14 protein-coding genes are annotated in these 15,311 nt (G+C 70.8%); 10 read left to right on the plus strand and 4 right to left on the minus strand.

Annotation, left to right across the window (positions count from 1 at the left end; translation table 11 throughout):
* The first annotated feature begins 2 nt into the window (after window positions 1-2).
* The 4 genes from ACIBBB_RS28255 (at window position 3) to ACIBBB_RS28270 (ending at window position 5,493) form a co-directional block, all read left to right on the plus strand.
* A complete protein-coding gene (locus tag ACIBBB_RS28255) occupies window positions 3-1,508 on the plus strand; it encodes a NuoM family protein (RefSeq protein ID WP_398986791.1) in 1,506 nt (501 codons plus the stop codon).
* Complete coding sequence (locus ACIBBB_RS28260) at window positions 1,505-2,926, plus strand: NADH-quinone oxidoreductase subunit N (RefSeq protein WP_398986793.1); 1,422 nt, start codon at window positions 1,505-1,507, stop codon at window positions 2,924-2,926. The genes ACIBBB_RS28255 and ACIBBB_RS28260 overlap by 4 nt, the downstream gene beginning before the upstream one ends.
* Window positions 2,927-3,026: 100 nt before the next feature.
* Window positions 3,027-3,986, plus strand: coding sequence for a 5-dehydro-4-deoxyglucarate dehydratase (locus ACIBBB_RS28265; protein ID WP_398986795.1), 960 nt, complete (start codon window positions 3,027-3,029; stop codon window positions 3,984-3,986).
* A gap of 169 nt (window positions 3,987-4,155) precedes the next feature.
* The gene (locus tag ACIBBB_RS28270; protein WP_398986884.1) at window positions 4,156-5,493 is read left to right on the plus strand and encodes an enolase C-terminal domain-like protein; all 1,338 of its coding nucleotides are present in this window, start codon (window positions 4,156-4,158) and stop codon (window positions 5,491-5,493) included.
* A 13-nt stretch (window positions 5,494-5,506) separates the two neighbouring features.
* Here ACIBBB_RS28270 and ACIBBB_RS28275 read toward each other — a convergent pair whose 3' ends face one another.
* Both ACIBBB_RS28275 and ACIBBB_RS28280 read right to left on the minus strand, forming a co-directional pair.
* The gene (locus ACIBBB_RS28275) at window positions 5,507-5,650 is read right to left on the minus strand and encodes a hypothetical protein (protein ID WP_398986797.1); all 144 of its coding nucleotides are present in this window, start codon (window positions 5,648-5,650) and stop codon (window positions 5,507-5,509) included.
* Window positions 5,608-6,195 (minus strand): hypothetical protein, encoded by a 588-nt coding sequence (locus ACIBBB_RS28280; RefSeq protein WP_398986799.1) that lies wholly within the window; start codon window positions 6,193-6,195, stop codon window positions 5,608-5,610. Before ACIBBB_RS28280 ends, ACIBBB_RS28275 begins: the two co-directional genes overlap by 43 nt.
* A gap of 65 nt (window positions 6,196-6,260) precedes the next feature.
* Between ACIBBB_RS28280 and ACIBBB_RS28285 the strand changes: the two genes are divergently transcribed.
* Complete coding sequence (locus ACIBBB_RS28285) at window positions 6,261-6,521, plus strand: TetR/AcrR family transcriptional regulator C-terminal domain-containing protein (protein ID WP_398986801.1); 261 nt, start codon at window positions 6,261-6,263, stop codon at window positions 6,519-6,521.
* Window positions 6,522-6,550: 29 nt separating this feature from the next.
* Here the strand turns inward: ACIBBB_RS28285 and ACIBBB_RS28290 are convergent, their stop codons facing one another.
* Both ACIBBB_RS28290 and ACIBBB_RS28295 read right to left on the minus strand, forming a co-directional pair.
* A complete protein-coding gene (locus tag ACIBBB_RS28290; protein WP_398986803.1) occupies window positions 6,551-7,018 on the minus strand; it encodes an NUDIX hydrolase in 468 nt (155 codons plus the stop codon).
* Window positions 7,019-7,419: 401 nt separating this feature from the next.
* Complete coding sequence (locus tag ACIBBB_RS28295; protein WP_398986805.1) at window positions 7,420-7,995, minus strand: TerD family protein; 576 nt, start codon at window positions 7,993-7,995, stop codon at window positions 7,420-7,422.
* 309 nt (window positions 7,996-8,304) lie between these two features.
* Between ACIBBB_RS28295 and ACIBBB_RS28300 the strand changes: the two genes are divergently transcribed.
* From ACIBBB_RS28300 to ACIBBB_RS28320, 5 genes are all read left to right on the plus strand, one after another.
* Window positions 8,305-8,694, plus strand: coding sequence for a hypothetical protein (locus ACIBBB_RS28300; protein ID WP_398986807.1), 390 nt, complete (start codon window positions 8,305-8,307; stop codon window positions 8,692-8,694).
* A 93-nt stretch (window positions 8,695-8,787) separates the two neighbouring features.
* Window positions 8,788-9,756 (plus strand): phosphate ABC transporter permease subunit PstC, encoded by a 969-nt coding sequence (pstC, locus tag ACIBBB_RS28305; RefSeq protein WP_398986809.1) that lies wholly within the window; start codon window positions 8,788-8,790, stop codon window positions 9,754-9,756.
* Between the two features lie 49 nt (window positions 9,757-9,805).
* Window positions 9,806-11,116: a phosphate ABC transporter permease PstA gene (gene pstA / locus ACIBBB_RS28310; RefSeq protein WP_398986811.1), complete on the plus strand. Its 1,311-nt coding sequence runs from the start codon at window positions 9,806-9,808 to the stop codon at window positions 11,114-11,116.
* Window positions 11,113-12,825: a phosphate ABC transporter substrate-binding protein PstS gene (gene pstS, locus ACIBBB_RS28315; RefSeq protein WP_398986813.1), complete on the plus strand. Its 1,713-nt coding sequence runs from the start codon at window positions 11,113-11,115 to the stop codon at window positions 12,823-12,825. The genes pstA and pstS overlap by 4 nt, the downstream gene beginning before the upstream one ends.
* Complete coding sequence (locus tag ACIBBB_RS28320) at window positions 12,822-15,269, plus strand: hypothetical protein (protein ID WP_398986815.1); 2,448 nt, start codon at window positions 12,822-12,824, stop codon at window positions 15,267-15,269. The genes pstS and ACIBBB_RS28320 overlap by 4 nt, the downstream gene beginning before the upstream one ends.
* Window positions 15,270-15,311: the final 42 nt, after the last annotated feature.

A 15,311-nucleotide genomic window follows, 5' to 3' on the forward strand; every position in this document is an offset into this window, starting at 1 on the left:
CTGTGCTGAGCGTCGTCACATTCCTGCCGCTGCTGGCGTGCGCGGTGCTGCTGCTCCTGCCGCGCACCCTCCCGGACAGGGCGTACCTCTGGATCTGGACCGGCACCGCCGCCGCCGATCTGGCCCTGGTCGTCGCGCTGTGGGCGGGGTTCGACACCGGCGCGGGGATGCGGTACGAGGAACGGGTGCGCTGGATCCCCGGCGCCGGCGTCGGCTACCACGTGGGTGTGGACGGCCTGTCCCTGCCCCTGGTGGCGCTGACCTGTCTGCTGTTCCTGGCCGTCGCCGTCTTCTCGCTGCGCGAGCGGCGACGGGTGCGCGGTTACGTCTGCCTCTTCCTCTTCCTCCAGACCGTCTGCGTCGGCCTGTTCGTCGCCCTCGACCTGATCCTGTTCTTCGTCTACTTCGACCTGTCGATCGTCGGCATGTTCTTCGTGATCGCCGGCTGGGGCCACGGTGAACGCGCCCGCGCCGCCGCGCTGAAGTTCTTCCTCTACACCTTCACCGGCTCCCTCGCCCTGCTGCTCGGCTTCATCGGTCTGTATCTGGCGGCGGACCCGCACACCTTCGACATCGTCGACCTCAGCCGGGCCAACCCGCTGGCCGGCCGCGGGACTTACGCGGGCCTGGTGCTGCTGGCCATCGGTGTCGGGCTCGCGGTCAAGACCCCGACCGTGCCGTTCCACACCTGGCTGCCTCCGGCCCACACCGACGCACCCGCCACGGGCTCGGCGATCCTGGCCGGGGTGCTGCTGAAGATGGGCACCTACGGGTTCGTACGCATCGCGATGCCGTTGCTGCCCGGGAGCTGGCGCCATTACGCGCTGGTCATCGTCATCGTCGGAGCGGTGTCGGTCGTGTACGGGGCGCTGGTGGCGCTGGCACAGACCGACTTCAAGCGCATGATCGCGTACACCTCCGTCAACCACATGGGTTACGTCGTCCTCGCCGTCGGCGCCGCCGGGACGCTCGCCGGCACGGACGCCCAGGCCCGCTCGCTCGCGGTGACCGGGGCGGTCACCCAGATGGTCAGCCACGGCCTGATCACCGGCGCCCTGTTCCTGCTCACCGGTGTGCTGTACGACCGCGGCCGTACATACGCGATGGACGCCTACTCGGGCCTGGCCGCTCACACACCGCGTTTCGCGGCGGTCACGGCCGTGGCCGCGTTCGCCGCGCTCGGTATCCCCGGCTTCTCCGGCTTCATCGCGGAGTTCCAGATCTTCACCGGCAGCCTGGCCTCCCAGACGATCGCCACCGCCATCGCGCTGACCGGCATCGTGATCACCGCGGCCCTGTTCCTGACCGCGCTGCGGCGCATGTTCCTCGGTACCCCGCGCCTGCCGGAGGCCATGCCCGCCGGCGGCGTCGCGGACCTCAGAGGCACCGAGGCGTGGTCGACGGTGACCCTGCTCGCCGTCGCCCTGGTGATCGGCATCGCGCCACGCTGGCTGCTCGACGTCATCGAGCCGGCCGGCCGCACCCTGACCGGACTGGTCGCGCGGTGAACCAGAACCTCACGGCCCTCATCCCCGAAATCGCGCTCCTCGGCGCCGCCGTCATCGGCCTCCTCACCGGCTCCTGGCTGCCCCGCCGACGCCAGTGGATCGTCGCCGCGCTCGCGGCCACCGCGTGTACGGCCGGTCTGACCGCCACCGCCGTCACCATGGCCACCGACCGCGAACAGACCGTCTTCTCCGCCTCGTTCGCCGTGGACACGGCCACCGACATCGGCCGGCTGATCGTCCTCGCCGCGCTGCTGCTGATCATCGGCATGTCCGTGGAGACCGTACGGAACCACCGGCGCGAGACCGAGTACTGGGTCCTGCTGCTGATGTCGGGCGGCGGCACGCTCGCCATGATCGGCGCCAACGATCTGCTGATGCTGTTCGCCGGCTATCTGCTGGCCGGCCTGCCCGCGTACGCGCTCACCGCCTTCGCCAAGGACGCTCGCGGTACCGAAGCCGCCCTGAAGTACTACCTGTTGGGCGCACTGCTCGGCACCACCATGCTCGCCGGTACGGCGCTTCTGTACGGCGCCGGGCACGCGACCGACTACGCCGGGCTGAGCAAGGCCCTGCCCGACGCCTCCTACGGACTCGTCGCCGTCGGGCTCGTCGGCGTCCTGGCCGGTCTGTTCTTCAAGATCGGTGCGGTACCCGCCCACTTCTGGGTGCCCGACGTCGGCGACGGAGCCCTCGCGCCGGTCGCCGCCTACGTCACCACCCTCCCCAAGATCGGCGGCCTGATCGCCGCGTACCGCCTCCTCCACCAGGCACTCGCCGGCAGCGACGTCAACTGGCCGCTGCTGCTGGCGATCGTCGCCGCGGCCACCATGACCCTGGGAAACCTGGCGGCGTTCTTCCAGACCTCCGTCAAACGCCTGCTCGCCTACTCCACCGTCAGCCAGGTCGGCTACCTCCTGATGGCTCCCGCCGTCGCCACCCGCAGTGAACTCGCCCAGAAGAGCCTGCTGTTCTATCTGGCCGCCTACACCGTCACCAACCTCGGGGCCTTCGCCGTCGTCACCGAACTTCCCCGGGCCCGTCTCCTCGCCGACTACCGCGGCCTGGCACGCTCGCGCCCCGGCCTGGCGGCCGTACTCGTCGTCTGTCTCCTCGGTCTGGTCGGCACCCCGCCCACCGGCGTCTTCCTCGGCAAACTGGAGGTCTTCAGCGCCAGTGTCGACGGCGGCCACACCTGGCTCGCCGCCCTCGCCGTCGCCAACACCGTCGCCTCCCTCTTCTACTACCTGCGCTGGCTCGGCCCGCTGTTCGTGACCACCGACGCCGCGCCCGCCGCCGCACACGCGGTGCTGGGACGCTCGGCGGCCGTCACCGCCTATGCGGCAGCCGCTCTCTCGCTGGCGCTGGGCATCGCGGGGCAGGCCGTCCTCACGCTCGCCGACGGGCCACTGCTGCCGTGAAGTACCCCGGGCGACGGACCACTTGACCTGCCTCGTTCATGGTTCTAGCCTGCATTCTCATACGTGGACAGCATTCGCAGGGGAAAGCAGGGCCGGGACGATGGCAGGGCTGAGCGTGGAGACCGACGATGTGACGCAGCGGCTGCGTGAGGCGATGGCGGGCGGCGTGCTGTCCTTCCCCCTGACGAGTTTCCAGGAGGACGGCGGTCTCGACGTGGCGGCCTACCGGGCGTACCTGGCCGCCCAGTTGGCCACCGAGCCCGGTGCGGTCTTCCCCGCCTGCGGGACCGGCGAATTCAGCGGGCTGAACGAGGACGAGTACCGCGCGGTCGTCACCGCCACGGTCGAGGTGGCCGACGGACGGCTGCCCGTGGTCGCCGGTATCGGCTACGGCTGGGCGCAGGCGCTGCGGTTCGCCCGGATCGCCGAGGAGGCGGGCGCCGACGCCCTGCTGGTGCTGCCGCACTATCTGGTCGAGGCCACGCAGGACGGGCTGGTCGAGCAGTTGCGCCGCACAGCCGACGGCACCCGGCTGCCGCTCATCGCCTACCAGCGCGGCCCGGTCACCTTCACCCCCGAGGGCCTTCGCCGGATCGCGGACATCCCCACCGTCATCGGCCTCAAGGACGGCCACAGCGATCTCGACCGGCTCCAGCGCCTGACCCTCGCGGCACCCGACGGCTTCCTCTTCTTCAACGGCGCGGCCACCGCCGAGATCCAGGCGCGCGCGTACGCCACCGTCGGCGTTCCCGCCTACTCCTCCGCCGTCCACGCCTTCGCGCCCGAGATCGCCGACGCCTTCTTCTCCGCACTGCGGGACGGCGACGAGGCGACGCCGAACAAGCTCCTGCGGGACTTCTACGTACCGTTCGTCGAACTGCGCGACCGCGTGCCCGGCTACGCCGTCGCCCTGGTCAAGGCCGCCGCCCGGCTGCGCGGCCTGCCCGTCGGTCCCGTACGCCCTCCGCTCACCGACCCCGGCCCGTCGGACCTCGCCGACCTGGCGAAGATCCTCGACGACGGCCTGAGCCTGGTCGGCGCCGTAAGACGACGCGCCTGAACGGCCGCCCGAAGCCGACGCGCCCGCGATCCTCGCCCGCGCGACGTCCTGGCGCGGTGGAACGGGACCTCGACATCCTCACCCTCCGAGGCCACCGACAGACCTCAAGACCCTGGTGCACGGCACCCTCGTCCGTAAGGATTCCCTGACCATGAACACGAGCCCGAGCATGAGCCCGAGAAGCCGGCCGACCGTCACCGCGTTCTCCGTCTACCCGGTCGCAGGCCGGGACAGCATGGAGCTGAACCTCTCCGGCGCACACGGGCCCTACTTCACCCGCAACGTCGTGATCATCGAGGACTCCGAGGGACGGACCGGGCTCGGCGAGGTGCCGGGCGGGGAGAAGATCATCCGGACGCTGCGGGACGCCGAATCCCTCGTGGTCGGCGCGAAGGTCGGCGACTTCAAGCGGGTCCTGCGGGAGATCGGGGACCGGTTCGCGGGCCGGGACTCAGGAGGCAGGGGCGGCCAGACCTTCGACCTGCGTACGACGGTCCACGCCGTCACCGCGGTCGAGTCGGCGCTCCTCGATCTCCTGGGACAGCACCTGGACGTGCCCGTCGCGGCGCTGCTCGGCGACGGGCAGCAGCGCGACTCCGTGCGGGTGCTCGGCTACCTCTTCTACGTCGGTGATCCCGACCGGACCGACCTCGGTTACGTCCGTGAACCGGACGCGGCCGAGGACTGGTACCGCGTCCGGCACGAGGAGGCCCTGACGCCCGAGGCGATCGTCCGCCAGGCCGAGGCCACCCACGACCTGTACGGCTTCCGGGACTTCAAGCTCAAGGGCGGTGTCCTTGAGGGTGCGGAGGAGGTCAAGGCCGTACGCGCCCTCAAGGAACGCTTCCCCGAGGCCCGGATCACCCTCGACCCGAACGGCGCGTGGTCGCTGCGCGAGGCGGTCGGGCTGTGCTCGCCGCTGGTCGGCACGCTCGCCTACGCGGAGGATCCGTGCGGAGCCGAGGACGGGTACTCCGGGCGGGAGATCCTGGCCGAGTTCCGCCGCGCCACCGGTCTGCCGACGGCCACCAACATGGTCGCCACCGACTGGCGGCAGCTGACCCAGGCGCTGGCCCTTCAGTCGGTGTCCATCCCGCTGGCCGACCCGCACTTCTGGACCATGCAGGGCTCGGTCCGTGTGGCCCAGCTCTGTGAGGCGAGCGGTCTGACCTGGGGCTGTCACTCCAACAACCACTTCGACATCTCCCTGGCGATGGTGACCCACTGCGGCGCCGCCGCTCCGGGCGACTACAACGCCCTGGACACGCACTGGATCTGGCAGGAAGGCCTGGAGCGGCTCACCACGGCCCCACCGCGCATCGTCGGGGGCGAGATCGCCGTCCCCGCCGCTCCCGGCCTCGGGGTGCGGATCGACATGGACCGGCTTCTCGCGGCCCACGAGCTCTACCGGGAGAAGGCGCTGGGCGCGCGCGACGACGCCGCCGGGATGCGGTATCTCGTCCCCGACTGGGAGTTCGACGCGAAGCGGCCCTGCCTGGTGCGCTGAGGTCGCGGACCTGTCAGGCACCGTCCCCCGCCGGCATCCGGCCGCGGTCCGCCGCCGGATGGTCGGGCAGGGTGACGGTGCTGCTGACTCTCTCGCCCAGCTTGAGCATGCCGTTCAGGAACAGCGGACGGGACAGCAGGCTGTTGCGCAGACGCATGCCGGTCGAGGTGGCGGGGGCGAAGAACTTGCTCCGGTGCGATTGCCGCCCGCCTGGCAGCCCTTGGCGTACTTCCGGAGCCTGTTCTCGTACCGGGTGAAGGCCGTCCGGTGGTCGTCGCCGGCTCGCGCGAGTTCGACGGCCAGTACGTAGGCGGCGACCATCGCGGTGCCCGAGCCCATGCCGCCGATGGTGGCGCCGCAGGCGGCGTCGCCGACGAGGCAGACCCGGCCCGTCGACCAGGTGTCCACGTCCGCCCGGCTGATCGAGTCGCCGAAGAGGTACTCGGTGTGGGGAAGGCCGCGCTCGTACAGCAGTTGGGCCAGGTCTCCGCGGAGCACCTCTATCTCGCCCCCGGCGAACTCGGCGGGCAGGCGCAGCAGTGTCCGGCCGCGTTCGTCGACGAAGCGGATCGGGCTGCCGCCGGTCTGGAGGTCGCGCAGTGCGGGGATCAGGCCCATCCGCTCCAGCACGGTCAGATGCGTCTCGCCGCGGAAGTCGACGGCCTGACCGCCCTGGCGCAGGGCCGGGGCCGGCTCGACCACGGTGGGTTCGAAGCCCAGGCGGCCCCTCCGCGCTGGACGGTACGGGGCTGAACGGCGCCGAACGGATGGACGCGGCGGTCCTGTTGGTCGGTCACGTACGCGCGATCACCCAACAGGCCCAGGCGGCAGGCCCCGTGGGCAACCCCGAGGCACAACCGGGCGCCATCCTGGGGGACTTGATGCGGACGCACGGCGAGTCGTTCCCGGCGCTCACGGCGGCCCTCGCGTCGGCGGCCCGGTCCGAGGGGCAGGATCAGGCCTGGGAGTTCGGGCTCCAGCGCATCCTGGACGGCCTGGCGGCGCTGATCGACGAACGCGCACGCTGACCCGCTCCGTGGGCGCCGCTGACGTGGTCTCAGTGCTGGATCGGACCACCGACCGGTACGGGGGCGACATGGCCGGTCGCCGGCACGGTCCGTGCCAGGTCGAGGCCGACGTCGACCAGCGAGGACCGGCGTAGCCGGGCGACATCGGCGACGGGGGTCCAGACGGACTCGGCGATCTCACCGTTCGGTTCGGGCCGCAACCGGCCGCCGGTGATACGGACCCGGTAGAAGATCCCGACATTCTGGTGCACGACTCCCGCTCGCGCGACGGCAGCCGGGATCACCCTGGAGTCCACACCGAGCAGGCGCTCGACCACCGCCTCGCAGCCGGTCTCCTCGGCGACCTCCCGGATCACCGCGTCGAACGGGTCCTCCCCGTGCTCGACCCGGCCGCCCGGCAGGGTCCAGGTGCTCTCGCCCTTCGGCGGTACGTGGTGGCCGAGCAGCACGCGCCCGTCCTCGACGCACACGGCGTACGCCGCCAGCCGGAAACTCATCCCCGCACCTCCCGATGGGGCCGTGTCCGGCGTCCAAGGTTTCCGTTTCCCCGGCGCCGGCCGCACGGCGGCGTGGTCGGCGGCCTCGGCCAGAACCTGGCGGCGCTGACCGTCGCCCGCGTCCTGGTCGGTATCGGCACCTCAGCCGGCTTCCCCTGCGCGATCACGCTGATCCTCACCGGGATCAGCACCAGCGGCGTCGTCCTGTCCACGCTCACCGGGCCCAGGTCATCGACACCGCCACGCTGCGCGAGCTGCCGCCGTCCGCCTGACGCCCCGACAGGGCGACGACACCTCGCACGTCTTCGACGGCAACGAGCCGGGACGCGACGGCGCCGCCTGTCCCGGGGGCCAGTTGGCTGATCCGGGGCCGGCGGCGCCGTCGTCGATCGGTGTACGGGTCAGACGCCCACGCCGAAGTCGGTGGCGATGCCCGACAGGCCGGAGGCGTAACCCTGGCCCACCGCGCGGAACTTCCACTCCGCGCCGTTGCGGTACAGCTCGCCGAAGACCATCGCGGTCTCGGTGGAGGCGTCCTCCGTGAGGTCGTAGCGCGCGAGTTCGGCGCCGCCGTCCTGGTTCACGACTCGGATGAACGCGTTGCGGACCTGGCCGAAGCTCTGGCTGCGCGACTCCGCCTCGTGGATCGAGACCGGGAAGACGATCTTGTCGACCTCGGCCGGGACGCCCGCGAGGTTGACCTTCACCGACTCGTCGTCGCCCTCGCCCTCACCGGTGAGGTTGTCGCCGGTGTGCTCGACCGAACCGTCGGGGCTCTTCAGGTTGTTGTAGAAGATGAAGTGCTGGTCGGAGGGGACCTTGCCGTCCGCCTTGACCAGCAGCGCGCTCGCGTCGAGGTCGAAGTCGGCACCGGTCGTGCTGCGTGCGTCCCAGCCCAGGCCGATGAGCACCGCCGTCAGGCCCGGGGCCTCCTTGCTGAGCGAAACGTTGCCGCCTTTGGAGAGGGAAACTCCCACGATCTTCTCCTGGTGCTCGATGGTGTGCTCAAAAGTGTGGACCGCTCAAAATCTACAACACTGTAGAAGTTAATGGGACAGGTGCGTCAGGCATCGACGCTGCCGACGACGGACCGGCCCGGAGCCCCAACTCGCTTGCCCCGCACGGGAGAAAGGGCTTGCTCCCGGTGTACTGCGGGCGGCCTAAGGGCAACTTCGTCATGAAACTAGACAGCGTTGTCGGGTTTGTGGCGTCCTCTGTCACATCCGTCTCAATAAGTTGCGCCTGCCGCCCCGCTTTCCGATCGGGCGGCGGGGGTGGGGATCGACATGACGGACACCGGTGGCGTGGACGGTGGCGACAGAGCGGACGCGGGTGGGGCCCGTTGCCGAATAGACGTCGACGCGGACGGGGCGTACAGCTGGCGGGTGGTCGCGCAGAACGGCCGGGTGGTCGCGGTGTCGGCGGAGCCGTTCGACGGGTACGGCCAGTGCCGCAGCGCCTTCGAGGCGCTCTGCCGAAGTCGTGCGGAGCTCGCGGGCGCCGTGCAGCACACGGCGGGGGGTAACGGCTGGATGTGGTTATTACGTGACGCCGAGGGCGGCGTGGTAGCCGTCTCGGCGCGTCCCTACGAGCGGCACTCGACCTGCCGTGCAGCTTGGCAGAGATTCCACGCGTTGCTCACGGAGATGGTGGAAGTTACCGGAAGTTGCCCTTAGGGCACACCTCGTTCACATCTCGGTGCGCGCGCGTCAATCGCGTATCGAGAGCGTCGGCGCGTGACGAGAAAAGCGAGTGGGGCGGAAGCGGATGTGCCCCGGAGGCTGTACGCGGACCCGGGCCTGCCCGACCGTGTCTTCCGGGGCGTCGCCCGTGGCGGGGGCGGGCTGGTCCTCGCCGTCATGCTCATGGTGGGCGGGTTCCTGCTGTACCGCGCCTGGCAGGCGCTTTCCAAGGCGGGTTGGTCGTTCCTGACGACCGAGGCATGGGAACCGGACGCCGGCCGCTTCGGGATCGCCGCGGTGCTGGTCGGGACCGTGCTGATCGCGCTGGTCGCGATCATCGTCGCGGTACCGCTGGCGATCGGCGGGGCGCTCTACATCTCGGAGTACGCGCCGCCCCGGCTGCGGCAGACGCTGATCGGTGTCGTCGACCTGATGGCGGCCGTGCCGTCCGTCGTCTACGGCCTGTGGGGTCTCTTCTTCTTCGAGGGCCAGATCCTGCCCACCGCCCGCTGGATCGCCACCTATCTTGGCTGGATCCCCTTCTTCAAGGTGTCCGGGGCCGATCCGGCCGACCCGCTCGCGCCGGAGACCGTCTACACCTCGTCGACCCTCATCGCGGGTGTCGTCGTCGCCCTGATGGTGGCTCCGATCGCGTGCTCCGTGATGCGCGAGGTGTTCTCGCAGGCGCCGGTCGGCGAGCGCGAGGGCGCGTTCGCGCTGGGGGCCACCCGCTGGGGAATGATCTCCAGCGTCGTCCTGCCGTTCGGCAAGGGCGGCATGATCGGCGGCACGATGCTCGGGCTCGGCCGCGCGCTCGGCGAGACCATCGGGGTGTACCTGATCATCTCGCCGGTCTTCGAGATCCAGTGGCATGTGCTGCGGAGCGGCTCCAGTTCGGTCGCCGCGCTGATCGCCCTGCGATACGGCGAGGCGAGCGAGTTCGGCATGTCGGCCCTGATGGCCGCGGGCTTCGCGCTCTTCCTGATGACTCTCGTCGTCAACTTCGCCGCCTCCTCGATCGTCGCCCGCAGCCGCTCCGGAGCGGCGAGCGAATGAGGCCGGGGCGAGTGGGAGAAGTCAACAAGTCGATGAGGGGACACCGCAGATGACCATCGCGCCGGAGAGACCGGCCGCGCCGGGCAGCCCGGGTCCGGGGGGCCCCGGTCCGGCCGGGCGCGCGCCGTCGGTGGGGGAGCGGCGGCGCGCGCCGAGCCGACTGCGCGCCAGCGACGTGTACGCGCTGCTGGGCGCCGCTGCCGCCGCCCTGTCCCTCGCCGGGCTGATGTTCACCCGGCTGCTGCCGTTCAGCGGTGCCGTCGGCTTCCTGGTCGTCGCGTACATCCTGTTCCTGCTGCTCTACGGTCTGTTGGTCTCCTTCGACGAGGCGGGGCCGGCGGTACGCGACCGGCTCGCAGCCGTCGTCGTACAGAGCCTCGGCCTGGTGATGGTCACGGCGCTCGCGTGCGTCGTCGTCTACACGCTGTGGGAGGGCCGCAAGGCGCTGCCGCATCTGAACTTCTTCACCCAGGACATGGCCGAGGCGGGGCCGCTGGACCCGCTGACGACCGGCGGCATCCTGCACGCGATCCTCGGCACCCTGGAGCAGATCACCGTCGCGCTCGCCATCACAGTGCCGACGGGGCTGCTCTGCGCGGTCTTCCTGAACGAAGTGCCGGGCCGCTTCGCCCGGTTCGTACGGACCGTCGTCGAGGCGATGACCGCGCTGCCGTCGATCGTCGCGGGTCTGTTCATCTACGCGACGATCATCCTCGCGCTCGGCTTCGACCGGTCCGGCTTCGCGGCCTCCCTCGCGCTCGCCGTGATGATGCTGCCGATCATCATCAGGGCGGCCGACGTGGTGATCCGGCTGGTGCCGGGCAATCTGCGCGAGGCGGCGTACGCGCTCGGTACGTCGCGCTGGCGCACCGTCTGGCATGTGGTGCTGCCGACCGCGCGCTCCGGTCTGACGACCTCCGTGATCCTCGGCACCGCGCGCGGGGTCGGCGAGACCTCGCCGGTGCTGCTCACCGCCGGATTCACCGCCGAGATCAACGGCAACCCGGTCGAGGGGCCGCAGCTCTCCCTGCCACTCGCCACCTTCGAGTTCGTCAAGTCGCCCGAACCCACCATGATCGCGCGCGGTTTCGGTACGGCGGCGGTGCTGATGGCGCTGGTGCTGCTGCTGTTCGTGATCGCCCGGGTCATCGGCGGGCGCGGTCCCGGCCAGCTGACGCGCCGTCAGGAACACCGGCGGGTACGGGCGTCCCGGCAGGACGCCGCACGGTTCGCCGCCCGCGCCGCGACCCGCGCCACCGCCGCGGGCCCCGCCGACGCCGTTACGCGGCCGGGCTCCGGCCCGGATTCCCATACCAAGCAGCCGAGTCCACCCCGTACACCCAGAAGGAGTGCCCCGTGAGACCGGCCACCGTCTCCCGACTCACCATGGCGGTAGCCGCGTTGCTCTGCGCGCTGCTCGCCTTCCACCCGCAGGCCGCCGAGGCGGCCTCGTACACCAAGATCAGCGGCGCGGGCTCCACCTGGAGCTCCAACGCGCTCGACCAGTGGCGCCGCAACGTCGCCTCCAACAGCGGCATGACCGTCAACTACGCGGCGCTGGGCTCCTCGGTCGGCCGTGAGCAGTTCAAGAACGGCACCGCCGACTTCGCCGTCTCCGAGATCCCGTACGGGCTGACCGAGGCCGGGGCCACGGACGCCCCGCCCAAGCGCGGCTACGCCTACATGCCGATCGTCGCGGGCGGCACCGCCTTCATGTACAACCTCAAGATCGGTGGCAAGAAGGTCACCAATCTGCGGCTCTCCGGCGACGTCGTCACCAAGATCTTCACCGGGAAGATCACGATGTGGAACGCCCAGGAGATCCGGGCCGACAACCCCGGGCTCAACCTGCCCGCGCGCCGCGTCATACCGGTCGTGCGCTCCGACGGCTCCGGTACGACGGCCCAGCTGACCACCTGGATGTCCAAGCAGCACGGCGGCCTGTGGAACGACTACTGCCGCCGGGCCGGCCGCTCCACGCCGTGCGGAATGACCTCGTACTTCCCCGTCGTGCCCGGGTCCTCGCACATCGCCAAGTCCGGTTCGCTCGGCGTCTCCGGCTTCACCAAGCAGGGGCACGCCGAGGGCGCGATCACCTACGTCGAGTACTCGTACGCGATCACGACCGGCTTCCCGGTGGCGAAGATGCTCAACGCGTCCGGGTACTACGTCGAGCCGACCGCGTCGAGTGTCGCCGTGGCCCTGATGAAGGCCCGCATCAACGACGACAAGACCTCGCCGAACTATCTGACGCAGATCCTGGACAACGTCTACCGGTCGCCCGACCGCCGCACATACACCCTCTCCAGCTACAGCTACATGATCATCCCGACCAGAACGGAACAGCCCTTCACCACCGCCAAGGGCAAGACACTCGGCACCTTCGCCAACTACTTCCTCTGCGACGGCCAGCAGCAGGCCGAGGAGCTGGGCTACTCGCCGCTGCCCAGGAACCTGGTCGAGGCCGGATTCGCGCAGGTCAAGAAGATCCCCGGAGCGCCTTCCAGCAGCACCGACATCTCGAAGTGCCGAAACCCCACCTTCTCCGCGGACGGCTCCAACACCCTTGCCGAGAACGCCCCGTACCCGAAGGCGTGCGACAAGCGCGGGCCGACGCAGTGCGCGGACGGTACGGCCGGCGCCAAGGAGAAGACCCCCGTGAAGCCCGGCGCGTCGGGCGGCGGCTCCGGCGGTGGGACCGGTGGCGCGGCCACCGGCGGCACCGGGGGTGCCGGCACCCCCGGCCCGTCGGGCGGCGCGGCTACGGCCGGCACGTCAGGCGCGTCCACGGCGGGCGCCACGGGCGCCGGCGGAGCCTCCGGCGAGACGGCGGGCAGTGCGGTCGGCGGCGTCATCGACCCGGACACCGGCGAACTGATCAGCGGCGAAACCGTCGGAGACTCCACGGTCGTGGGCAACCCCGTCACCCTCGCCTCGGGTGATTCCGGCGGCCTGCGCGGCGTCCTCATGGCCCTGTCCGCGGTCCTGCTGCTCGGCGTGGTCGTCGGGCCGCCGCTCACCGCACGCGCCCTGGCCGCGCGCACTCGACGCAAGGAAGGCTTCCGATGAGCAGGCCCACGGCCGTACGCATACGGATGACGACAGGAATCGCCGCGCTGTTCGCCGCCCTCGTGGTGGCGCTGCTCCCGCTGCCCGCCACCACCTCCGCCGAGGCGGCGCCGGCCGGCTCCGCGGTGACGGTGAGCGGCAAGAAGGGGAAGTACGACGACTTCTCCGGCCTCGAAGTGACCGTTCACCAGACCAAGCAGCTCCGGGCCCAGGGCGTACGCGTCAGCTGGACCGGCGGCAAGCGGACGGCGGTCGGCTTCAAGCACAACTACCTCCAGATCATGCAGTGCTGGGGCGGCTCCGAGGGACCCCGGCGCGAGCAGTGCCAGTTCGGCGGCAGCGGCGTACGGCAGGGCGGCTCCTGGACATCGCTCAGGCAGATCGGCGCGGTGCCCGACCCGGCGGAGACGGAGTACGTGAACAACGGGCAGGGCGAGTCGTACGTACCCTTCGAGCCCGCCAACGGCGAGCGGCGGACCACCGGATCCCGGGACTGGACCTACTTCGGCACCCTGGACACCAACGAGGAGCCGTACGCGGTCACGCACGCGGACGGCACCGGCGAGTTCACCTTCCCGATGCTCACCGACCAGGAGGCCGACCAGCTAGGCTGCGGCGCCCCGGTGACGCGGGGCGGCGTCGTCAAGGGCCGCTCCTGCTTCCTGGTGATCGTCCCGCGCGGCGAACACGACATCGACGGCACGACGGGCGCGGGCAACCCGCTCCAGTCGTCGCCCCTCTCCGCCTCCAACTGGGCGCAGCGCATGGTCGTTCCGCTCGAATTCCTGCCCGTCGGCAACACCTGCCCGCCCGACCGGGCGGAGCGCCGGGTGACCGGCTCGGAGCTGGTCACCGACGCGATCTCGTCGTGGCAGCCCGCGGTCTGCTCGACCCCCGGCGGCGCGAAGTTCGCGTTCAGCCAGAGCGGTGAGGGCGGGGCCAGGGACACGATCTCGCGGCCGGCCGACGGCTCGCCCGGACTGGCCTTCACCGTCGACCCGGTCGAGGCACCGGCGGACGGTCCCGACGTCGTGCACGCGCCCGTGGCGGTCAGCGGTCTCGCGGTGGGCTACTTCGTCGAACTGCCGGGGTCGGGGCAGCTCACCTCGATGAGACTCACCCCCAGGCTGCTCGCGAAACTGCTCACCTCCTCGTACCAGAAGGATGTGACCCGCGGCCGGCGTGACATACCCGAGCACCTCAAGGACAATCCGCTCAGCCTCTTCCACGACCCGGAATTCAAAGAACTCAACTCCGAATTCAAGGACTGGAAACCGACGTCCCAGCCGCCCATGAGTCTCATGGTTCAGCTCGCGAATACCGACACCGCGAGAATGACCTGGCAGTGGCTCAGGTCGGACCCCGAGGCGAAGGAATTCCTTTCGGGCACTCCCGACCCCTGGGGAGCGAGGATCAATCCGTTCTTCGCCGACATCGGTCTCGCCACGGACGAATCCCTGTCCGACTTCCCCAAGGCCGACCCCACCAAGACCGAGGTGGCGATCGGCGAGGAGACCCTTGAGTACGGGACCACCGAGGTCGCCCCGTACGTCCAGGACATGCACGACGGCGCGCTGCGCACCCGGCGCGGCAACAACGGCGCCACCACCACGGCCGACGCGGGCAGCAACGGGTCGCCCGCCAAGCTGATCAACACACCGCCGCTGCCCGGTCAGCGGATGGTCCTCGCCCTTGTCGACGCCGCGTCCGCCGCGCGTTACGGCCTCCAGACGGCCGCCCTGCGCAACGCCGACGGGAAATTCGTCGAACCCACCGACGACTCGCTGCTCGCCGGCGTGGCCGCGATGAAGAAGTCCCCGGTGCCGGGTGTGCTCGGGACCGACCCGGGCGCCGCGAAGGGCGGCGCCTACCCGCTGGCCTCGGTCGTGTACGCGGCCGGGTTCACCAACACCGCCGCCACCGACCGCAAGGACTACGCGTCCCTGATCCGCTACGCGGTCGGTGCCGGTCAGGCGCCCGGAGTCGCGCGAGGACAGCTTCCGCCCGGTTACGCGCCGCTGCCCAAGGCGATGCGCACCCAGGCGCTGGCGGCGGCCGACCGGCTGCAGAACGCCAAGGAGGCGGAAGGGGAAGGCAGTTCCGGCGGCAGCGCCGGCGCCGGGGGTGACGGCGGAGTCTCCGGGGGCTCGTTGGCGGGTGAGGGATCCACCACCGGTGGCGCGGTCGGCGGGACCGGCGGTTCCGGTGGAGCCTCGGGCTCCGGCGATCCGTCCGCCGACCCGGACGCGGCGGCGCCGGAGGTCTCCGCCACCCCACCGGACCCGGACAAGCAGAACGTGGCCGAGTCCGGCGGGCTGACCCCCTCCACGGTCCTCGGGATCATCCGCTGGGTGCTGCTCGGTGTGCTGATCGCGGGAGGTCTGGCCGCTCTCTCGGGTCCGCTCCTGCTACGGCTCTCGGCCCGGAAATCCGTGGGTGGCTGATGTCTTTCGCCGGGTTCTCCAGGAGTCGTCCAGGAAATCCGT

It is taken from the genome of Streptomyces sp. NPDC051217 (assembly GCF_044455465.1).
GTDB lineage: Bacteria > Actinomycetota > Actinomycetes > Streptomycetales > Streptomycetaceae > Streptomyces.